This window comes from Bradyrhizobium sp. IC4060, assembly GCF_020193715.1.
Lineage (GTDB): Bacteria > Pseudomonadota > Alphaproteobacteria > Rhizobiales > Xanthobacteraceae > Bradyrhizobium > Bradyrhizobium yuanmingense.
Map to the genome: position 1 here is coordinate 1,156,088 of NZ_JADYVJ010000001.1, position 19,426 is coordinate 1,175,513.

Consider the following 19,426-nt stretch of genomic DNA (forward strand, 5'->3'; position numbering starts at 1 on the left):
GATCCCGCCCGCACCGGCAATTAGTTGCTATTCGTGCGTTCCCGTCTCGACGTAGAATGAAGTCAGAGGTTCGTCATGATAATGACATTGGTGGCACCGACCGTAGCCGGCTACGAAGCCAGCGCCGATCTCGCTTCGCTCCTGGTCCGCACGGCGCAGGACGACGCGCTCAGCGTTTCTGCCGAAACACTCCGCCTCTCCTGCAAATGCGCCCATTGCACCCGCGCCCGCTTCGACGGCCGCTTCCCCAAAGCGTTTCCGGGAATTGCGATCACCGACATCGGCGATCTCGGCTATGGGCTGAACATCTCGTTCTCGGATGGGCACAACCGGGGAATATATCCGAAGTCGTATCTGCTGAACTTGGCGGGGCGGTGACCCGGTCTTCGGTGTCGTTTCCCCGCGCGAGGCGTCTGCCCCCATCTGGCACGGACATTGCTCCTCTTTAGAACGATTTGAACGTTCGGGAGGCAGGCGATGTTGCAGGCGGCGAATGCGGTGCGCGGGGCTGTTCCCGCAGCGATACGGCCTGCCGGCAGCTCCTCGCTACTGCTCACCGAGAACCAGCAATGGATCGGCGGTCCACCACCGTTGATGGACAAGCTCTCACCGCGCGAGCGGGAGTTGGTGCTGAAGCAGGGCCGCCGCAAGGTGCTGAACCGCGGCCAGACGCTGTTCAGCCAGGGCGGCAAGCATGACGGCATCTGGCTGATCGAGAGCGGCCGCATCCGCGTGTTCTACACCTCGCCACTTGGACGCGAAATCACGCTGGCCTATTGGCATGTTGGCAATTTCGTCGGCGGTCCCGAAGTGTTCGAAGGCACCGTGCATCAATGGTCCGGCGTTGCCTCCAGTAATTGCAGCGTCGTGCACCTGCCCGGAAAGGAACTGCGGTCCCTTGCTACAGAGATCCCGAACCTCGCGATTGGCCTGATCGAAGGCCTGACGTTCAAGGGCAAATGCTATTCGGCGCTGGCCCAGATGCTGGGGACGCGCTCGATCACGCAGCGTCTCGCCCATCTCTTGCTGCATCTCGTCGAGCTCTACGGCGTCGAGGATGCCGACGGCACGGTGATCGCCGCGGCCTTCACCCACGCCGACATCGCCCACATGGTCGGCGCCACCAGGCAATGGGTCACGATCAGCCTGAAGCGGATGCAGGAGAAGGGAATCGTGCTGACCAAACGGTCGCAGATCGTGGTCTGCCGGACCGACATTCTCGAGGAGATGCGCGGCCAGGCGACGGATTGAGGGGGGCCCGCGACCATGGCCGATGCACAGGCAAGCGGCTTTATAGTGCAGGACTGCCCAAGGAGTATGCAATCAGCTTTTCCCGGCAACTAATCGACTGCGGCGGCCACTCCGGATTTGCCCTGCTTGCGCCCTCCCCCAATCATGGCACCCACAGCACATCCAACCGAATGAGGATGAGAATGGTCCGCCATCTTCCCACGCTCTCGATCGCGATGTCGGTGACGTCGCTGGCGCTGCTCGTCGCGCAGCCGGCTTCTGCGGAAACCGTCAAGCTCGGCATCGGAACGCAGGATACCACGACCAACACGGTCACCGCAGGCGTCGTCATCCGCCAATTGCAACTGCTCGAGAAGTACCTGCCGAAGGACGGCAAATACGCCAACATCAAGTTCGAGCTCGAATGGCAGAACTTCACCTCCGGTCCGCCCGTCACCAACGCGATGATGGCGAACAAGCTGCAGATCGGGATGATGGGCGACTATCCGCTCATCGTGAACGGATTCACCTTCGAGAGCAATCCGGAGAGCAAGAGCCGCCTCGTCGGCATCGCCGCCTACAGCCTGTCCGGCTCGGGCAACGGCCTCGTCGTCCACAAGGACTCACCCTATTACGACCTCGCCGATCTCAAGGGTAAGCTCGTCAGCGTGCCTTTCGGCTCCGCCGCGCACGGCATGGTGCTGAAAGCGATGCAGGATCGCGGCTATGCGTCCGATTTCTTCCAGCTCGTCAGCCAGAGCCCGGAGGTCGGCTCGACCAATCTGCAGGAGAAGAAGATCGACGGGCACGCCGATTTCGTCCCCTTCGCCGAGCTGTTGCCGTTCCGCGGCTTCGCGCGGAAGATCTTCGACGGCGTCGAAACGAACTTGCCGACCTTCCACGGCATCGTGGTTCGCACCGACTTCGCCGAAAAATATCCCGAGGTCGTCGTCGCCTATTTCAAGGCGCTAATCGCCGCCAATCAGTGGCTGCGTGCGGATCCCAAGCTGGCCGCCGAGAAGATCCAGGAATGGACCGGCATCAACAAGGAGGTCGTCTACATCTTCTTAGGGCCCAGCGGCAATATGACGACCGATCCGACGATCAAGCCAGCGCTGATCGATGCGGCCACGACCGACGTCAAGGTGCTACAGAATCTCGGCCGCATGAAGGAGTTCGATCCGAAGAAATGGGTCGACGACAAATACATCCGCAAGGCCTATGCCGAAATGAAGCTCGACTACGACGCCCAGCTCGCGAGCACCAACAACTATGAGATCTCGGGCGAGGACAGCTTCTGCAAGAAGCCCATCACCGATCCGCGCAAGGCGGGCGAAGTTTGGGTCGACGGTGCCGGCATCATGCCCTTCTCGTCCGCCAGCTGCACGCTCGGCGCCTATGCCGACTACAAGGCCAAGGGCAAGAAGATCAACGTCGCCTACGTCTTCGACACCACGCGCGGCATCAAGCTGTTCGCCGATCAGGCCTTCTTCGCCGTCGGCAATAGCGAGGTCGCCCCGTTCCTGCTGAAGAAGGACGCCGAAGCCTACGCTGCCAAGATCAGCGGCAAGGTGCTCGGCTTCGATGAAGCGATGAAGGCCGCCGTCGGCGGAGGCAAGACGTGAGCAGCCCCGCCCTCGTCAGACAGCCCGAGGACAGCATGCCGGCAACAGCACTTGCTGAGGCGGGCTCCGCGCCCGCCGCCATCATCCGGCCTTCGACGCCGCCTTCCTTCGCCACACTGGGGTTGCGCTGGTACCGGCTCAATCGGGCAGGTCTGCGCGCGGCGGCAATCGGCGTGATTTCGCTGCTCGCCTTTCTGCTGGTCTGGCATCTGCTCACGACCTATCGGGTCGTGTTCTTCGTGCGCTTCACCAACGTGCCCTCGCCGCTCGCGGTCTATGACAGCTTCATAAAGGCGATTCACGATCCCAAATTCCTGATGCACATCCTGCTCAGTTGCCGGCGCATCTTCATCGGATTCTCGCTCGCGGCGATCGTCGGCGTGCCGCTCGGCCTGATCATGGGGCGCTTCAAGCTGGTGCATGAGGTGATTTTCCCGGTCGCCGAAGTGCTGCGGCCGATCCCGGCAATCGCCTGGGTGCCGATGGCGATCATGCTGTGGCCGACCAACGAGCAGAGCATCGTCTACATCACCTTCCTCGGTTCGTTCTTCCCGATTCTCGTCAACACCCTGCACGGCATGTCGCTGGTCGACCCCGTGCTGGTACGCGCCGCACAATGTCTCGGCGCGCGCGAACGCTCGATCTTTCGGGAGGTCTATTTCCCAGCCTCGCTGCCGCACATCTTCACCGGCCTCACCGTCGGCATGGGCGTCGCCTGGGTGTCGCTGATCGCGGCCGAGATGATCTCCGGTCAGTACGGCATCGGTTACTTCACCTGGGAAGCTTATTCGCTGGTCCAATATGCCGACATCGCGCTCGGCATGATCGCGATCGGGGTGCTCGGCCTCGGATCGAGCCTGCTGATCCGGGGCGCGGGGCAATTGGTGATGCCGTGGAGATCGACATGAGCGAGGTGCTAGCGAACAGCCCAAAAGGCCACATCGAAGTCAAGAACTTCTCCCTCGCCTACGAGACCATCGAGGGCGCGGTGCAGGCTGTCACCGACACGCAGATCCATGTGCGGCCCGGCGAGTTCGTGTCGATCGTCGGCCCGTCCGGCTGCGGAAAGTCGACGCTGCTCAATGCGGTCGCAGGCTTCCTCAAGCCGACGACCGGTGTAGTTACCGTCGACGGCGAGCGGGTAAACGGTCCGAGCGCCGAACGCGGCATGGTGTTTCAGCAATATTCTCTTTTTCCGTGGAAAACCGTGCGCGAGAACGTCGAGTTCGGCCTGAAGATGCGCGGCATGCCGCGCTCGCAGCGCGAACGCGCCGCGCGCACGCTGTTGGGGCTTGCGGGACTCGAAGCGTTCGAAAAGCATTATCCGGAAAAGCTCTCCGGCGGCATGAAGCAGCGCGTCGGCATCGTCCGCGCGCTCGCGACGGGACCGAAAGTGCTGTTGCTGGACGAGCCCTTCGGCGCGCTCGACGCGCAGACGCGCGTCATCATGCAGCAGATCCTCACCAATATGTGGCAGCGGCTGAAGATCTCGGTGCTGTTTGTCACCCACGACATTGACGAAGCCATCTTCCTGTCCGACCGCGTCTATTGCATGACCGCGCGGCCGGGCTCGATCAAGGCGGAGATCCCGATCCCGCTGGAGCGGCCGCGGCAGCAATCGATGATGATGTCGTCGGAATTCTTGGCGCTCCGCCGCGGGCTGATGTCGCTGATCCGCGAAGAGAGCCTGAAGGCGATGGGCGGCGAGATCAACGACTTGGGCATGCAGGGGCTGAACATCGAGCTGCACGGCCACTCGCTCGCGGACGTGATCTAGCTTACCGCTCGCAGCAATGACGGTCTCGTAGGGTGGGCAAAGCGAAAGCGTGCCCACCATTCTCCGTATCTCGAAGAACTGGTGGGCACGGCGCGAAGGGCGCGCCTTTGCCCACCCTACGGCAGCTTCGCATCCATCACTTGAACCAGTGCACCAGCGCGATGCTGATCCCCAGCAGCAGCATCAGCGACAGCGTCACGGCGGCCGTCACCCGGCCGCCGACATTGGCGAGCACGCGCACGTCGACGCCAAGGCCGAGGGCGGCCATCGAGACCACCGTGAGAAAGCTCGTGATCGTCGTCACGGGGCCAACCACCGTCGCCGGCACGATCTCCAGCGAGCGCAGGGTCGCAAGCGCAAGGAAGCCGAGGATGAACCAGGGGACCAGGCGGAAGAAGCCGACGCTGGTTTTCTTGGCATCGCTCTGCCAGCGCGAAGCGACCAGCGACAGGCCGACGACGACCGGGCCGAGCATCAGGACACGCATCAGCTTCACCAGCGTGCCGATCTGGGTTGAGACGAGACCTGCCGGCACCGTCGCGGCGAGCACCTGCGGCACTGCGTAAACGGTGAGCCCGGCGAGAATGCCGTACTGCGTTGCGGACAATTGCAGCAGCGGGATCAGCAGCGGCAGGCCCAGCACCATCATCACGCCAAGGATCGCCGTAAAGGAGATCGAGGATGCAATCTCGTCGTTGCTGGCGCCGATGATGGGCGCCACTGCGGCGATGGCGGAATTGCCGCAGATCGAGTTGCCGCAGGCGATCAGGATCGACAGCCGCGTCGACAGGCCGAGTAGCCGGCTGAGGCCGAAGGAGACGCAGAGCGCGACCACGACGACCGCGGCGATGGAGGCGAGCAGCGCAATGCCGGAAGCCGCGATCGCGGCAAAGCTGATGGAGGCCCCGAGCAGCATCACCGCGACTTCCAGCAGTTGCTTGGCGCTGAAGGCGATGCCGGCCTGCCACCGCGGGGCCGGCTTCCAGAAGCTGCGCACCGCCATGCCGAGCAGGATCGCCATGACCAGCGCCTCGACATAGGGGTGCTCGAACATGCCCAGTTCGGCCCGCTCGAGCAGGGCCGACACACCGGCCACGAGAACGCAGAGGAGGATGCCCGGAATCAGCGCCGCAATACGGCCCGCGGCGGTGACCGGCTTGGAATCGGCCGGGCTGGATGCTTGATTCTGCGACACAAATCTCTCCCGAAGGAGAAAGATTTATACGCACCACGACCCGATTGGGAAATATGTTTTCGACATATCAGGGCCGAGAGAAGTTCTGTCCTCGGACCGGAATAAACGGCCTCAGAAGATCAGGTTCTTGGCCAGCGAGGCGACGCGGCTGAAACCGTCATAGATGCCGGGCTCGAAGAAGGCTGCACGGGCCAGCACGATGCCCGCGACCAGCGACCAGAACAGGGTGGTGCCGGCCCGCAGCAGGAGCTTCGAGGCGCGCGACTTCGGCTGTGTGTCCGTTGCGGACACCAGTTGCTCGCCGAAGGGCTCAAATCCAGTGCGTTCCATGGCTGCCGATCCACCAATTTCTGACGGAAATGTCGTCGTTTCGGCTGCAAACAGCAATGGAAGCGATTGGCGTTTTTGCGCTCGGAAGGGGAAACTCCTTCCTCCTGACAGGACCGCGGCAATAGTTTTCTTCTTTCCGCCTATTTGGACACCGCCGCTCCGGTCACAACGCCTTCACCGCGTCGGGATTCCCCGAGGGCTCGGGAGCACGGCGGCAGCGCCATCTTCCAGTCGGTTGATGGCGCCGCACCGACGATGGCCCATCTCGCTACGCCGCCAGTCCGCTCTCTACTGGCGCAAACTCCAGCCCCAGACTCTCCGCCACCGCCTTGTTCGTCACCCGGCCGCGATGCACGTTGAGCCCGTTGCGCAGATGCGGATTCTCCAAGATGGCCGCAAATCCCTTGTTGGCGAGCATCAGGCCGAACGGCAGCGTGGCGTTGTTCAGGGCTTGGCTCGAGGTCACCGGCACGGCTCCCGGCATGTTGGCGACGCAATAGTGAACGACGCCGTCGACCTCGTAGGTCGGCTCCGCGTGCGTGGTCGGGTGCGAGGTCTCGAAGCAGCCGCCCTGGTCGATCGCGACGTCGACCAGCACGGCTCCCGGCCGCATCGATTTCAGCATCGCACGGGTGACGAGCTTCGGCGCGCTGGCGCCAGGCACCAGCACTGCACCGATCACGACGTCGGCGGCGAACACCTCGTCCTCGACCGCCTCGATGGTGGAGAAACGGGTGCGTACGCGTCCAACAAACAGATCGTCTAGTTCGCGCAGGCGCGGGATCGAGCGGTCGATCACGGTGACTTCGGCACCTAAGCCGGCGGCCATGCGTGCCGCCTGCGTTCCGACCACGCCGCCGCCGAGCACGACGACGCGTGCCGGCTGCACGCCGGGCACGCCGCCGAGCAGCAGGCCGCGGCCGCCGCTGGAACGCTTGAGCGCGGCGCCAGCGGCCTCGATGGCGAGGCGGCCGGCGACTTCGCTCATCGGGGCGAGCAGCGGGAGGTGACCGCTCGCGTCCGTGACGGTTTCATAGGCGATTGCGGTGCAGCCGGAAGCAAGCAGGCCCTTGGCCTGGTCGGGATCCGGCGCAAGATGAAGGTAAGTAAAAAGGATCTGGCCTTCGCGAAGCTGAGCCCATTCGCTCTTCTGCGGCTCCTTCACCTTCACGATCATGTCGGACTTTGCAAAGATCTCGCGAGCGGTCTCGGCAATGGACGCCCCTGCCCGCCGGTACACCTCGTCGGACGCACCGATGCCGCTGCCGGCGCCGCTCTCGACCGTCACCTGGTGCCCGGCGGCAACGTATTCGCGGACCGCACCTGGGGTGAGCCCGACCCGATATTCCTGCACCTTGATCTCCTTCGGGACTCCGACGCGCATCTTGATCTCCCTCGCCAATGCTTTGATTCCATTGTTGATCGTAGCGAGAGGGTCGGTTTGGTTTCGTGCAAATATCCGCTACCTTGGCAGCGCCCGCGCCGGTTTCCGGCGCGAAATGGTCCTTTGACGCTGGAAACGAAACCTTGGCCCTCGACCGGAAAGACCTTGCCATCCTCGCGGAACTCACGACCAATGCGCGAGCCAGCCACACCGAGCTTGCCAACAAGATCGGCTTGTCGAGCACGGCGCTGGCGCGGCGGCAGAAGGCGCTGGAGGATGACGGCTACATCCAGGCCTACCAGGCCGCGCTCGACCTGGCCCAGTTCGGCCTCACCACCACGGTGCTGGTTCGCATCGCGCTGGAGAGCCAGAGCGACGAGGCACTGAAGGCGTTCGAGGCAGAGGTGACGAAATGCCCCTCTGTCGTGCGCTGCTTCCTGATGTCGGGGACGGACGACTACATCCTGATCGTGCTCGCCCGCGACATCCAGGATTTCGAGCGCATCCATCGCACCGAGCTGTCCCGCCTGCCCCGCGTCGCGCGGGTGCAATCGAGCTTCGCGCTGCGCGAGATCGTCAACCGCGCGGTGCCGACCGTGGTGTTCGGCGAGACCAAGCGCTGATCTCGTAAATCCAATCGGGAGAACCGATTGGGAACCAAGCAACTCGTCATCCGTTGGGCGCTATCGGCCAGCGGCGGCAACGCAGTCTCGCGTCATTTGCACAATTTGCCCGGCTCGGCCTTTCCGCAGGGAAATACACCATGGCCGACCTTACGATCCCCGAACGCATTCCGATCAACCTCGTCGTCAATGGCGAAAGCCGCGCGCTCGAGGTCATGCCATGGACCACGCTTCTGGATGCGCTGCGTGACCGTCTGCAACTGACCGGCACCAAAAAAGGCTGCGATCACGGCCAATGCGGTGCCTGTACCGTGCTGATCGACGGAAGACGGGTCAATTCCTGCCTGACCCTGGCCGTCATGAAGGATGGCGCCGAGATCACGACCATCGAAGGCTTGGCCAGGGACGGCACGCTGCATCCCCTGCAACAGGCCTTCATCGACCACGATGCCTTTCAGTGCGGTTATTGCACGCCGGGGCAGATTTGCTCTGCCGCGGGCCTGTTGGCCGAAGGCCGTGCGCGCGACGCGGATGAGATCCGGGAGCTGATGAGCGGAAACCTCTGTCGCTGCGGTGCCTACCCCAACATCGTGGCTGCGATCGAGCAGGCAATGAGCCGGTCATGAACAACTTCCAATATTCCCGCGCAAGCGATGTTGCCGACGCCATCCGCCTGCTCGCCGCCGATCCCGGTGCGAAGTTGATCGCCGGCGGCACCAACCTGATCGATCTGATGAAGGAGAACGTCGAACGGCCCTCCCGGCTGATCGACATCTCCCGCCTGCCGCTCCGCGACGTCGAGGAGACGGCGGACGGCGGTCTGCGCATCGGCGCCTTGGTGCCGAATTCGGACCTCGCCTACCACCCGTTGATCGAGCAGCGCTATCCCCTCCTTGCCAGCGCCATCCTGGCCGGCGCCTCCGCGCAGCTGCGCAACATGGCCTCGGTCGGCGGCAATCTGATGCAACGTACGCGCTGCCCCTACTTCTATGACACCACGACACCCTGCAACAAGCGAAGCCCCGGCACGGGCTGCTCGGCCCTCGATGGCCTCAACCGCAACCATGCCATCCTCGGCACCAGCAACTCCTGCATCGCGACCAATCCATCCGACATGAGCGTGGCGCTGGCCGCGCTCGGCGCGCTCGTGCATATCGCACGCCCCTCGGGGCAGCGCACCATCGCGCTGACGGATTTCCATCGGCTTCCCGAGGACAAGCCTCATCTCGATACCAATCTCGGCAGCGGCGAGATCATTATCGCCGTCGAGCTGCCGCCGAACGGCTTTGCCCGGAACTACAGCTATTTGAAGATCCGCGACCGGCTGTCCTACGCCTTTGCTCTGGTCTCGGTCGCGGCCGCGGTCGACCTGGAGGGCAACGCGATCAGCGAAGCGCGCCTTGCGCTCGGTGGCGTGGCCCACAAGCCCTGGCGAAGCCTCGAGGCCGAAGCCGCTTTGCGCGGTCAGGCGGCAACACCGGATCATTTCGGGCGCGCCGCCGACCTGCTGCTGCAGGGAGCGACGGCACGCTCCCACAACGGGTTCAAGATCGACCTGGCGCGCCGAGCCGTCGTGCGTGCGCTGATGCAGGCCGCAAGCGCCACGCCGCAATCACAAGCTCACAAGAAGATCGCATGAGGACCCGATGAACGCCTATGTCGGAACACCAACGTCGCGCGTCGACGGCCGCGCCAAGGTCACCGGGGCCGCCAAATATGCCGGCGAATTCGCAGCAGACGGTCTCCTTCACGGCTTCGTCGTCGAGGCCAGCATCGCGCGTGGGCGCATCGCTCGTCTCGACACCAGCGAGGCGCTGAAGGTGAAGGGCGTGGTCGACGTGCTCACGCATGAACATCGGCCGCCCCTCGCCGACAAGGACGAAGCCTGGAAGGATGAGGTGGCGCCGGAGAAGGGCTCGCCGTTCCGGCCGCTCTATGATGAGAGGGTCAAGTTCAACGGCCAGCCGATCGCACTGGTCGTCGCGGAGGACTGGGAGATCGCCAAGTTCGCCGCAACCCGCGTTCGCGTCGAATATGAGCAGGAGGCGTTTTCGACCGATCTTGAATCCGAACGCGGCAAGGCCGAAAAAGTGGATCAACCGCACAAGCCGCGTGGTGATGCCGCAGCAGCCCTGACGCGCGCGGCCGTGCGCCACGAGGCGGATTACGTCATTCCGACCGAGCACCACAACCCCATGGAGCTCTTCGCGACGACAGCCGTCTGGAACGGCAGTGGCGGGCTCACGGTCTACGACAAGACGCAGGGCGTCCAGAACGTCCAGAAGTTTCTCTGCAGTGTTTTCGGCAGGAAACCGGACGACATCCGCGTGATCTCGCCCTATGTCGGCGGCGCCTTCGGCTCGGGCCTGCGGCCGCAGCACCAGGTGGTGCTGGCAACCCTTGCCGCGCTCGCACTGAAGCAGTCCGTCCGCGTCGTGCTGACGCGGCAACAGATGTATGGCCTCGGCTATCGTCCCATGACCATCGAGCGCGTTGCGCTCGGTGCAAAGCCGGACGGCACGCTCGATGCGATCACCCACGAAGCCGTTGCCGTGACCTCACGTTATGAGGGTTTTTCGCGCAACGATACGGGCTGGGCCGAGCAGCTTTACAAGAGTCCCCACAGCAACTTTTCGCATAAGCTGGTCGAACTCGACGTTTCGACGCCCTGCGACATGCGCGCGCCGGGTGCGGCAACGGGCGTCTGCGCGCTCGAATGCGCCATGGACGAATTGGCCGTCGCGCTGAAGCTCGATCCGGTCGAGCTGCGCCTGAGGTGCTACTCGGATCGCGACCAGAGCCAAGGCCTGCCTTACACCAGCAAGCAGCTGCGCGAGTGCTACGCCCGCGGCGCCGAAGCGTTCGGCTGGAGCCGGCGTAATCCGGCGCCGCGTTCCATGCGAGACGGCAAGGAGCTCGTCGGCTGGGGCATGGCGACTGGGGTGTGGGAAGCGCTGCAGATGCCGGTCGCCGTCCGCATCGTGCTGACGGCCAACGGCCATGCCGAGGTCTCCTGCGCCGCGTCCGATATCGGCACCGGCACCTACACCTTCGTGGCGCAGGTCGCGGCCGATGCTCTCGGGCTGCCGATCGAGAATATCAGCGTCCGGCTCGCCGATTCGACCTTGCCGCAAGCCCCCGTCGAGGGCGGCTCCTGGATGGCGGCATCAAGCGCGCATGCGGTCTTGGGAGCGGCCGAAGAAATTCGCTGGGAACTCGCACGTCTTGCCAAGGCCATGCCGGGCACACCGCTCGCTGACCTCGACGCCGCCGACGTCACCCTGACTGACGGCATGATCGCCAGCAGCGACGGTCGCGGGGCCGCTGTCTCGATTGCGGATGTCATGCGCCACAGCAAGCTCGAGCGGATCGAAAAGGAGAAGCTCAACCAATTCGCGGAGGATAAATCGCATGCCCGCAACACACATTCGGCGGTCTTCGCGGAGGTGAAGATCGACGAGGAGCTGGGAATTATCCGCGTCACCCGGATCGTGAATGCGGTCGCGGCCGGGCGCATCCTGAACACCAAGACCGGCCGCAGCCAGATCATGGGCGGGGTGGTCTGGGGTATTGGAATGGCGCTGCACGAGGAAACGGTGATGGATCACCGCTTCGGCCGCATCATGAACGCGAACATTGCCGAATACCACATTCCCGTGAACGCCGACGTCCACGACATTGACGTCATTTTCGTCGACGAGCCCGACGACCGCATCAACCGGTTGGGAATCAAGGGGCTCGGCGAGATCGGCATCGTCGGCGTCCCGGCCGCAATTGCGAACGCCGTCTATCATGCCACCGGCAAGCGCATCCGGCGCTTCCCGATCACACTGGACAAGCTGCTGGAGTGAAGCGTCAGGCTAACCTTGCCGCAGCACTCGGGCATGTCATCCAGATGTCATCGAATGTGCAGAGAGCTGTATCTTCCTGCACATTCGGGACCTGCCATGGACTATTTCAAGCGCTTCAACTTCCTGTTCGCCGCCCCTGTGTTCGATGCCGACGATCTCGAAGGCGTCCGCTTCAACCAGATCATCGAGGAGATCCAGCGCTCCGGCTTCGAGGTGGTCCGGGCCCGCAAGCTGGAGGATGCCGAGATGGCGGTGCAGACCGATGCCGCGATCGGCTGCATGGTGGTGGACTGGGGCAAGAAGGGCCTGGAAGGCAAGACCTCGGCGCTGATCAATCTGATGCGCCGCCGAGGCCTCGACTTCCCGATCATCCTGCTGATCCGTCGCAAGCGGTTCGAGGATTTGCCGGTCGAGGTGCTCGATTTCATCGACGGCTATGTCTTCCTGTCCGAGGAGACGCCAACCTTCATCGCCAAGAACCTGATCAGCCGTCTGAAGCAATATGCCGAGACGCTGAAGACGCCGTTCTTCGGCGCGCTGGTCGACTATGCCGAGGAAGGCAACCAGCTCTGGACCTGCCCGGGCCACAATGGCGGCGTGTTCTACAACCGCAGCCCGATCGGGCGCGTGTTCGTCGAGCATCTCGGCGAATCCGTGTTCCGCGACGACCTTGACAATTCCGTGCTCGACCTCGGCGACCTCCTCACCCATGAGGGCCCGGCGCTGAGGGCGCAGAAGGAAGCGGCGGCGATCTTCGGTGCGGAAAAGACCTATTTCGTGCTCAACGGCACCTCGACCTCCAACAAGGTCGCGCTGGGCGCCCTCGTCACCGACGGCGATCTCGTGCTGTTCGACCGCAACAACCACAAGGCCGCCCATCACGGCGCGCTGATGATCAATGGCGGCATCCCGGTCTATGTGCCGACCGTTCGCAACGCCTGGGGACTGATCGGCCCGATGCGCTGGGACCGGCTCGAAGAGAAGAGCTTGCGCGAGGCGATCCGCAACCATCCCCTGGTGAACGATCGCGACGCTTGGCGCAAGGAGCGGCCGTTCCGTGTCGCCGTGGTCGAGCAGTGCACATATGACGGCTCGATCCACAGCGCCGAGATGATCATCAAGCGTATCGGCCATCTCTGCGACTACATCCTGTTCGACGAGGCTTGGGCCGGCTTCATGAAATTCCACCCCCTTTATGCCGGCCGCTTCGCCATGGGGCTGGTAAATCTCTCGCCCGACGCCCCCGGCATCATCGCGACGCAGTCGACCCACAAGCAGCTGGCAAGCTTCTCGCAGGCCTCGCAGATCCACATCAAGGACCGCCATATCCGCGGCCAGAAGCGTCGCGTCGAGCACCGCCGCTTCAACGAGAGCTTCATGCAGCACGCCTCGACCTCGCCGTTCTACCCGCTGTTCGCCTCGCTCGACGTCGGCGCACAGATGATGAAGGGCCGCTCCGGCGAAGTGCTGTGGGACGACACGATCCGGCTCGGCATCGAGCTGCGCAAGAAGATCCGCGCGATGCGCCAGGAGTTCGAGGAGAAGGAGCAGAACCCGGATCGCCGCTGGTTCTTCGAGCCCTTCGTTCCCGATCGCGTCGCCATTGCCGATGTCAGCCGTCCCGGCGCGGCGCATAACGTCGCCTGGGAGACCCTCTCGACCGACGAGCTCGCCACCAACCCCGCGCTGTGGCAGCTCTCCCCGGATACCAACTGGCACGGCTTTCCCGATCTCGCGGAAGGCTTTGCCATGACCGATCCGAACAAGCTGACGCTGCTCACGCCCGGGTTCGATCGTGCGACGGGAGCTTATGCCGAGCACGGCATTCCCGCGCCGGTCGTCGCGCAATATCTGCGCGAGAACCGCATCGTCCCCGAGAAGAACGACCTCAACTCCCTGCTCTTCCTGCTCACGCCCGGCGTCGAGGCGAGCAAGGCGGGCACGCTGATCTCCGGCCTCGTCGCGTTCAAGCGACTGCACGACGACAATGCGCTGCTCGCCGACGTCATCCCCGAATTCTATCAGAGGCGGCAGGCGCGCTACGCCGGTGCACGGCTGCGTGACCTCTGCGGCGAGATGCACCGTTTCTTCCGCACCGCCGATGTCAGCGCGCTCCAGGCGCGGCAGTTCATGCCCGAGCATATGCCCGAGATCGCGATGTCGCCCCGCGATGCCGCGCGCTATCTGTTCAAGAACGACGTCGACTACCTCCCGATCGAGGCGATCGCGGGCCGAATCGCGACCACGCCGTTCGTGGTCTACCCGCCCGGCATCGCCACCATCGTGCCCGGCGAGCGGCTGACGGAACGAGCCAAGCCCATGATCGATTATCTCAAGATGTTCGAGACCTGCTTCAACACATTTCCGGGCTTCGACGTCGAGATCCAGGGCGTCTACAAGGAGGTCGATGCGAATGGGCGCATCGGGCTCTACACTTATGTCGTGACCGAGTAGGTGCCGATGAACGAAGCAGCTGCGCGCGCGAGCGATGAACCCGTCCTGGTTCGGCCATCACGCGAAAGCGACATCGAGGCGATGCTGGCGATCTACCGCCATCACGTCCGCAGCGGCGTGCCGCGCGATGTCGAAGGAACCGGTGCGCCGGAGCCGGACGATCTGCGCGACCGGCGCAAGAACCTGAAGCAGACCCGCCTGCCGCATCTGGTTGCGACCTGGCGCGGCGAGGTCGTCGGCTATGCCTATGCCGTGCTGTTCCGCAAAAGGCCGGCCTATCGCTACACCGCCAAGCACTCGATCTACGTCCACCACGCCCATCTCGGCCGCGGGGTCGGACGGCTGTTGCTGCAGGAATTGATCGACGCCTGCGCGGCGGCCGGCTTCCGCCAGATGATCGGCTATATCGATGCAGATAACGCGCCCTCGCTGGCGCTGCACGAGCGGTTCGGTTTCGCACGCGCCGGCCTGCTCAGCGGCGTTGCCTACCGCCACGGCCGCTGGTCCGACACCGTCATGGTGCAACGCTCGCTCGGCGCGGGGACGACGACGCCCCCGCCCGTCACGGCACCCGGGCGCTAGTCGCTACGACGGGAAGTCGGCGGGTCTGACATGGATGCGGTCGGCATGCAGTGACCAGTGATGCAACGCCTGGTCCTTGCAGAACCTCGCTTTCGCCCGTTCCCTGGCCTCGTCCTCGTCGGCGGCGTCGATCTCGAGCGTGCCTTGGCAGACCTCGCATTGCCGGCCGTATTCGCCGAGCACGTCCTTCATGAACCTGACGACATAAGTTGACATGGGACCTCCCTGCCTGCCCGCCGGCACTCTAGTCCCATTTAGGCCGGACGGGGAAAGGAGATTTTGACGCGGATCAAGGCTTGTCCAGTCCCGGCGGAAGATTCGTTGCGGAACCTGCCGCGCGGGTTTATGGGCAAATGCCGGTCGCCAATGAGGAACTTGCCTTGCACTTTGTCTCCGATACCGAAGTCACGAAGGCTCTGACCTTTCCGATCCTGATTGCGGCCCTCGAAGAAGCGCATCGCCGGCCGAAGATGGAGGTGCTGGACGCCTTCCTTGGAGACGAGAGGGGGCAATACGTCATCCGCAGCGCCGTCGATTCCGGCCGATACATGGCCAGCAAGATGTTCACCAGCTTTCCGGCCAATCTGGCCGAAGGCAGGATGCCGGCGGTGCAGGCCGTGTGCGTGCTGTTCGACGGCACCAACGGCCGGCCGCTGGCGGCGATGGACGGGACCGAGATCACGCATTGGCGCACCGCAGCCGACTCCGCGTTGGCCACGAAACTGCTCGCCCCGCCCAATCCCGAGACGCTGCTCTGCGTCGGGGCCGGCGAGATGTCCGAATGGCTGATCCGGGGTCATCGCACCGTGCGGCCGTCACTGGAGCGCGTGCTGATCTGGAATCGCAGCCCGGACCGGGGCGTGGATCTCGCTCAGCGCTTGGCGAAGGCCGGCATCAAGGCGGAAGCAATCACGGATCTCGACGCCGCGACGCGCGAGGCCGATGTCATTACCACCTGCACCCGCGCGCATCAGCCGCTGATCAAGGGCCGCAATCTGCGGCCGGGCACGCATCTGGACCTCGTCGGCGGCTACACACCGCAAACCCGGGAGGCTGATGACGAGGCGGCCAAGCGCTCCCGCGTCTTCGTGGACCGGCGGGAATCCGCCTTCCACGGCGTCGGCGACATCCTGCAGCCGATCGCGAGCGGCGCGATCAGCGAGACGGACGTCCTCGGCGACCTCTACGACCTCGTCGGCGGCCTTGTGCAGGGGCGAACGTCACCGTCCGACATCACGTTCTTCAAGAACGCGGGCGGCGGCCATCTCGACCTCATGACCTGCGAGGCCGTGTTCCAGCAGCTCGGCGCAAAAGCTGGGGTAGTGGCCCAGGCTGGCGAGACACGGCCGACGTCAGCCCTCACGCCTTGATGTCGAGGAGCGTGTCTTGCGTCTCGGCGTAGGCCTGAATGACCTTCGCATTGGCAACGAAGCTGTATTTTGCGGTCACCAGCTGAGCGAATTCGCTAGCAAGATCGACATTCGGCGCTGCCACCAGGCCGTCCTGGTTTGCGAAGGGAGCGCTCGGGTCGGATTGCGCGGTATAGCTCGGCGATACCGTCGATACGGTCGCAACCGTACCGCCCGGCGTCGAACCGCTCGACTGGGAGACCTGATCGACCCGCAAGGGCACGTAGGCTGCAGGAAACGTTGGAGCAATGCCCGCACCGGCCGATGCGCTCGACCCGCCTGACGCGGGTAGTGGGCCGGTCGTGCTGATGTTGGCGATATTGCTCGCCGCCACGTTCACGCGCAAACTCGCCGCAGAAAGTCCGGATGTCGCAATCGAAAGTATGCTCATGCTCCCTGATCTACAGGAGAGGTCATACGCGTTCATTCACGCCATCAGTAAAATCCACCGCGCTCCGTTTTCATCCTGATAACCAAGGATCGGCGCGCGAATGGGCTTCGCGCGCCCTACCCCGGCGTCACGCCAAAAGCCTGCTTGAAGCGCTCGGCATAGCGCGGCCAGGCTTCGGGATTGATGATGCGCGGCGGGCGCTTCCCGTCGAGCACATCCAGCACCTGCTCGGCGGCGATCCGGCCCATGTTCTGGCGCGCCTCGATGGTGACGCCTGCCGTGTGCGGGCTCGCCAGCACGTTGTCGAACTGGAGCAGCGGATGCTCCGGCGGCGGCGGCTCCTTGGACCAGACGTCGAGGCCGGCACCGGCGATGCGCTTGTCGCGCAGCGCCTGCAGCAGCGCGTCCTCGTCGTGAATGAAGCCGCGTGCGGTGGTGATGAAATAGGCATGCGGCTGCATCAGCGCGAATTCGCGTGTGCTGATCAAGTTGCGGCTGCCCTTGTTGAGCGGGCATGAGATCGAGACGAAATCGGCGCGGCGCAACAGCTCGTCGAGCTCGACCTTCTCCCCGCCCCGCTCGGCCATCACCTCAGCCGACAAATACGGATCGTAGGCAAGCACTGTCATGCCGAGCAGGCCCTTGCACAAGGCGGCGATGCGCCGGCCGACATTGCCGAGGCCGATGACGCCGACGGTCTTGCCCTCGACCTCGTTGCCGACGAGATCGTTGCGGTTGACGTCGCGCTCGCGGCGCAGCCGGCGATCCGACTGGATGATGCGCTTGGACAGCGTCAGCATCATCGCCAGCGCGTGCTCGGCGACCGAATGGGCGTTGCCGCCGGACTGGTTGACGACTACGACGCCTGCCTCCGTGCAGGCCTCGACGTCGACGGGATCGAAGCCGGCACCGTTGCTGGAGACCAGCAGCAAATTCGGCGTCCGCTTCAGGAAGGCGGCATCGACATGGAAATGCGGGGCGAGCTCATCGCGGGCGGCGCCGACCTGGTAGACGTGGGCAGCGCCGAGGAGCGGGCCATAAACATCCTCAGGGCTTCCATTTTCGATGCGATCGAGCCGGACGTCGGGCCGGGCCTTCAGAATATCGATATAGATCGGATTGGCCAAATAATTGGAGTAGACGACGCGCTTGTTGTTGACGGACATCAGGACCCTTCCGGCTCATTCGCGGGAGATCCGCAAGGTCAGCGCGATGCGCGCCCTCCTATGCCCCTCCCGTGTTCTGGTTGTCGCCGCTTATGCCATGGCGGTGCCGGCCACGGCAGGCCTGCTGGCGCAGATCACGGTGACGGCGCGGACATGTTGACAATCCCGCTGCCCGCGTCAAGTTCGGCAGACCGCCGCGACGGCCAGAACCAAGAAGCATGCGCGGCCCCAGGGAGAGCGCGATGGCGATTGCGGAACAGCAGCCGCAGGGGAGCAGCGACGGAAGCTGGCACGGCATCGTCCTGCAAACCTTGAAGCGGAACGAGATCAACCTGGTCCCTTACGTGCCGGACCGCGTGCTGACGCCGCTGATCAAGAACCTGCACGCCGATCCCTTCTTCACCACTTTCGCGACCGCCCGTGAGGAAGAGGCCGTCGGCATCGTCGCCGGCGCCTGGATGGGCGGTCGGCGCGGCGCGGTGCTGATGCAGACCTCCGGCTTTGCGACGCTCGCAAACGTGCTGGCCTCGCTCGCAGTGCCCTACCAGATTCCGCTGATCATGCTCGTCTCTGAGCGCGGCACGCTCGGCGAATTCAACTACGGCCAGTCCCTGGTCTGCCGCACCATGCGACCGGTGCTGAATTCGCTGGCGCTGGAGCATCACACCATCACCCGGCTCGACGAGCTCGAATTCATCGCCGACCGCTCGATCAAGCAGGCCGTCACCACGCAGGCGCCGGTGGCGTTGATCCTCAACCCGCTGCTGACGGGCGGCAAAGTCTTCGACAAGTGAGGCCGGCGATGAACACTGGCAACACCAAGGTGATGAACCGCTTCGACGTCACCTCGCGGCTGATCGCGAAGCTGAAGCACGAGGAAGCCGTGATCGGCGGCATCGGCAACACCAATTTCGATCTGTGGGCCGCCGGCCACCGCCCGCAGAACTTCTACATGCTAGGCAGCATGGGACTCGCCTTTCCGATCGCGCTCGGCGTCGCGCTGGCGCAGCCCGACCGCCGCGTCTTCGCGCTGGAAGGCGACGGCTCGCTCCTGATGCAGCTCGGTGCGCTCTCGACGATTGCAGCCTTGAAGCCGAAGAACCTCACGATGATCGTGATGGACAACGGCATCTACCAAATCACCGGGGCGCAGCCGACGCCGGCAGCGAACGTTGCCGACATCGTCGCCATTGCCATTGGCTCTGGTCTTGCGAGCAGCGCCTGGGCCGCGGACGAGGAAGATTTCGAGCGGCTGGTCGACGACGCCATGGCCGCTTCCGAGCCGAGCCTGATCGCGGTCAGGATCGACGACAAGCCCGGCGTGGGCACCACCCGGCGCGACCCCGTGCAGATCCGGGAACGCTTCATGCATGGCCTCGGCGTGCGCGATCCGCTTTAACATTTTTGTC

The 19,426-nt window shown here is 64.2% G+C and carries 20 protein-coding genes; 14 read left to right on the top strand and 6 right to left on the bottom strand.

Annotated features, from left to right (window positions below; genetic code table 11):
- The first annotated feature begins 81 nt into the window (after positions 1–81).
- From I6F16_RS05525 to I6F16_RS05545, 5 genes are all read left to right on the top strand, one after another.
- Positions 82–378 (top strand): gamma-butyrobetaine hydroxylase-like domain-containing protein, encoded by a 297-nt coding sequence (locus tag I6F16_RS05525; protein ID WP_036023361.1) that lies wholly within the window; start codon positions 82–84, stop codon positions 376–378.
- Positions 379–477: 99 nt separating this feature from the next.
- Positions 478–1,251, top strand: a complete 774-nt coding sequence (locus I6F16_RS05530; protein ID WP_036023359.1) for a Crp/Fnr family transcriptional regulator — start codon at positions 478–480, stop codon at positions 1,249–1,251.
- A gap of 182 nt (positions 1,252–1,433) precedes the next feature.
- Positions 1,434–2,855, top strand: coding sequence for an ABC transporter substrate-binding protein (locus tag I6F16_RS05535; protein ID WP_036023356.1), 1,422 nt, complete (start codon positions 1,434–1,436; stop codon positions 2,853–2,855).
- Positions 2,856–2,890: 35 nt separating this feature from the next.
- Positions 2,891–3,763 (top strand): ABC transporter permease, encoded by an 873-nt coding sequence (locus tag I6F16_RS05540; protein WP_050995895.1) that lies wholly within the window; start codon positions 2,891–2,893, stop codon positions 3,761–3,763.
- Positions 3,760–4,632, top strand: coding sequence for an ABC transporter ATP-binding protein (locus I6F16_RS05545; RefSeq protein ID WP_036005639.1), 873 nt, complete (start codon positions 3,760–3,762; stop codon positions 4,630–4,632). The genes I6F16_RS05540 and I6F16_RS05545 overlap by 4 nt, the downstream gene beginning before the upstream one ends.
- A 136-nt stretch (positions 4,633–4,768) precedes the next feature.
- On the opposite strand, the gene I6F16_RS05550 is transcribed toward I6F16_RS05545, so the two are convergent.
- From I6F16_RS05550 to ald, 3 genes are all read right to left on the bottom strand, one after another.
- Positions 4,769–5,827, bottom strand: coding sequence for a putative sulfate exporter family transporter (locus I6F16_RS05550; RefSeq protein WP_036023353.1), 1,059 nt, complete (start codon positions 5,825–5,827; stop codon positions 4,769–4,771).
- A gap of 111 nt (positions 5,828–5,938) precedes the next feature.
- The gene (locus I6F16_RS05555) at positions 5,939–6,157 is read right to left on the bottom strand and encodes a hypothetical protein (RefSeq protein WP_027546306.1); all 219 of its coding nucleotides are present in this window, start codon (positions 6,155–6,157) and stop codon (positions 5,939–5,941) included.
- Between the two features lie 268 nt (positions 6,158–6,425).
- Positions 6,426–7,541: an alanine dehydrogenase gene (gene ald / locus I6F16_RS05560; protein ID WP_036005590.1), complete on the bottom strand. Its 1,116-nt coding sequence runs from the start codon at positions 7,539–7,541 to the stop codon at positions 6,426–6,428.
- 143 nt (positions 7,542–7,684) lie between these two features.
- On the opposite strand from ald, the gene I6F16_RS05565 reads away from it, so the two are divergent.
- From I6F16_RS05565 to I6F16_RS05590, 6 genes are all read left to right on the top strand, one after another.
- Positions 7,685–8,164, top strand: a complete 480-nt coding sequence (locus tag I6F16_RS05565; RefSeq protein ID WP_025035213.1) for an Lrp/AsnC family transcriptional regulator — start codon at positions 7,685–7,687, stop codon at positions 8,162–8,164.
- 140 nt (positions 8,165–8,304) lie between these two features.
- Entirely contained in the window at positions 8,305–8,790 is a 486-nt protein-coding gene (locus tag I6F16_RS05570; protein WP_225111785.1) for a (2Fe-2S)-binding protein, read from the top strand.
- Positions 8,787–9,803, top strand: a complete 1,017-nt coding sequence (locus I6F16_RS05575) for a xanthine dehydrogenase family protein subunit M (protein WP_225111784.1) — start codon at positions 8,787–8,789, stop codon at positions 9,801–9,803. Before I6F16_RS05570 ends, I6F16_RS05575 begins: the two co-directional genes overlap by 4 nt.
- Before the next feature lie 7 nt (positions 9,804–9,810).
- Complete coding sequence (locus tag I6F16_RS05580; RefSeq protein ID WP_225173491.1) at positions 9,811–12,015, top strand: xanthine dehydrogenase family protein molybdopterin-binding subunit; 2,205 nt, start codon at positions 9,811–9,813, stop codon at positions 12,013–12,015.
- A gap of 96 nt (positions 12,016–12,111) precedes the next feature.
- Positions 12,112–14,469, top strand: a complete 2,358-nt coding sequence (locus tag I6F16_RS05585; RefSeq protein WP_036023350.1) for an Orn/Lys/Arg decarboxylase N-terminal domain-containing protein — start codon at positions 12,112–12,114, stop codon at positions 14,467–14,469.
- 6 nt (positions 14,470–14,475) lie between these two features.
- Positions 14,476–15,051 carry a GNAT family N-acetyltransferase gene (locus I6F16_RS05590; protein ID WP_036023349.1) on the top strand — a complete coding sequence of 192 codons (576 nt, stop codon included), beginning with the start codon at positions 14,476–14,478 and terminating at the stop codon, positions 15,049–15,051.
- A 3-nt stretch (positions 15,052–15,054) separates the two neighbouring features.
- Here I6F16_RS05590 and I6F16_RS05595 read toward each other — a convergent pair whose 3' ends face one another.
- The gene (locus tag I6F16_RS05595; RefSeq protein WP_036005605.1) at positions 15,055–15,267 is read right to left on the bottom strand and encodes a hypothetical protein; all 213 of its coding nucleotides are present in this window, start codon (positions 15,265–15,267) and stop codon (positions 15,055–15,057) included.
- A 164-nt stretch (positions 15,268–15,431) separates the two neighbouring features.
- Between I6F16_RS05595 and I6F16_RS05600 the strand changes: the two genes are divergently transcribed.
- A complete protein-coding gene (locus tag I6F16_RS05600; protein ID WP_225111782.1) occupies positions 15,432–16,421 on the top strand; it encodes a dehydrogenase in 990 nt (329 codons plus the stop codon).
- Here the strand turns inward: I6F16_RS05600 and I6F16_RS05605 are convergent.
- Positions 16,411–16,851: a flagellar basal body protein gene (locus I6F16_RS05605; protein ID WP_036005608.1), complete on the bottom strand. Its 441-nt coding sequence runs from the start codon at positions 16,849–16,851 to the stop codon at positions 16,411–16,413. The two genes, I6F16_RS05600 and I6F16_RS05605, sit on opposite strands and share 11 nt — an antisense overlap.
- 116 nt (positions 16,852–16,967) lie before the next feature.
- Positions 16,968–18,017 (bottom strand): hydroxyacid dehydrogenase, encoded by a 1,050-nt coding sequence (locus I6F16_RS05610; RefSeq protein WP_225111781.1) that lies wholly within the window; start codon positions 18,015–18,017, stop codon positions 16,968–16,970.
- A 242-nt stretch (positions 18,018–18,259) separates the two neighbouring features.
- On the opposite strand from I6F16_RS05610, the gene I6F16_RS05615 reads away from it, so the two are divergent.
- Both I6F16_RS05615 and I6F16_RS05620 read left to right on the top strand, forming a co-directional pair.
- On the top strand, positions 18,260–18,811 hold the full coding sequence (locus I6F16_RS05615) for a thiamine pyrophosphate-binding protein (protein WP_225111780.1): 552 nt from the start codon (positions 18,260–18,262) through the stop codon (positions 18,809–18,811).
- An 8-nt stretch (positions 18,812–18,819) separates the two neighbouring features.
- Entirely contained in the window at positions 18,820–19,416 is a 597-nt protein-coding gene (locus I6F16_RS05620; protein WP_225111779.1) for a thiamine pyrophosphate-dependent enzyme, read from the top strand.
- Positions 19,417–19,426: the final 10 nt, after the last annotated feature.

What these genes read in the sequence shown, in the direction of transcription:
- I6F16_RS05540 (WP_050995895.1), top strand. Translation starts at nt 2,891, where the DNA reads ATGCCGGCAACAGCACTTGCTGAGGCGGGCTCCGCGCCCGCCGCCATC.
- ald (WP_036005590.1), bottom strand. Translation starts at nt 7,541, where the DNA reads ATGCGCGTCGGAGTCCCGAAGGAGATCAAGGTGCAGGAATATCGGGTC.
- I6F16_RS05535 (WP_036023356.1), top strand. Translation starts at nt 1,434, where the DNA reads ATGGTCCGCCATCTTCCCACGCTCTCGATCGCGATGTCGGTGACGTCG.
- I6F16_RS05580 (WP_225173491.1), top strand. Translation starts at nt 9,811, where the DNA reads ATGAACGCCTATGTCGGAACACCAACGTCGCGCGTCGACGGCCGCGCC.
- I6F16_RS05530 (WP_036023359.1), top strand. Translation starts at nt 478, where the DNA reads ATGTTGCAGGCGGCGAATGCGGTGCGCGGGGCTGTTCCCGCAGCGATA.
- I6F16_RS05620 (WP_225111779.1), top strand. Translation starts at nt 18,820, where the DNA reads ATGAACACTGGCAACACCAAGGTGATGAACCGCTTCGACGTCACCTCG.
- I6F16_RS05575 (WP_225111784.1), top strand. Translation starts at nt 8,787, where the DNA reads ATGAACAACTTCCAATATTCCCGCGCAAGCGATGTTGCCGACGCCATC.
- I6F16_RS05585 (WP_036023350.1), top strand. Translation starts at nt 12,112, where the DNA reads ATGGACTATTTCAAGCGCTTCAACTTCCTGTTCGCCGCCCCTGTGTTC.
- I6F16_RS05545 (WP_036005639.1), top strand. Translation starts at nt 3,760, where the DNA reads ATGAGCGAGGTGCTAGCGAACAGCCCAAAAGGCCACATCGAAGTCAAG.
- I6F16_RS05590 (WP_036023349.1), top strand. Translation starts at nt 14,476, where the DNA reads ATGAACGAAGCAGCTGCGCGCGCGAGCGATGAACCCGTCCTGGTTCGG.
- I6F16_RS05595 (WP_036005605.1), bottom strand. Translation starts at nt 15,267, where the DNA reads ATGTCAACTTATGTCGTCAGGTTCATGAAGGACGTGCTCGGCGAATAC.
- I6F16_RS05525 (WP_036023361.1), top strand. Translation starts at nt 82, where the DNA reads ATGACATTGGTGGCACCGACCGTAGCCGGCTACGAAGCCAGCGCCGAT.
- I6F16_RS05610 (WP_225111781.1), bottom strand. Translation starts at nt 18,017, where the DNA reads ATGTCCGTCAACAACAAGCGCGTCGTCTACTCCAATTATTTGGCCAAT.
- I6F16_RS05615 (WP_225111780.1), top strand. Translation starts at nt 18,260, where the DNA reads ATGGCGATTGCGGAACAGCAGCCGCAGGGGAGCAGCGACGGAAGCTGG.
- I6F16_RS05555 (WP_027546306.1), bottom strand. Translation starts at nt 6,157, where the DNA reads ATGGAACGCACTGGATTTGAGCCCTTCGGCGAGCAACTGGTGTCCGCA.
- I6F16_RS05570 (WP_225111785.1), top strand. Translation starts at nt 8,305, where the DNA reads ATGGCCGACCTTACGATCCCCGAACGCATTCCGATCAACCTCGTCGTC.
- I6F16_RS05605 (WP_036005608.1), bottom strand. Translation starts at nt 16,851, where the DNA reads ATGAGCATACTTTCGATTGCGACATCCGGACTTTCTGCGGCGAGTTTG.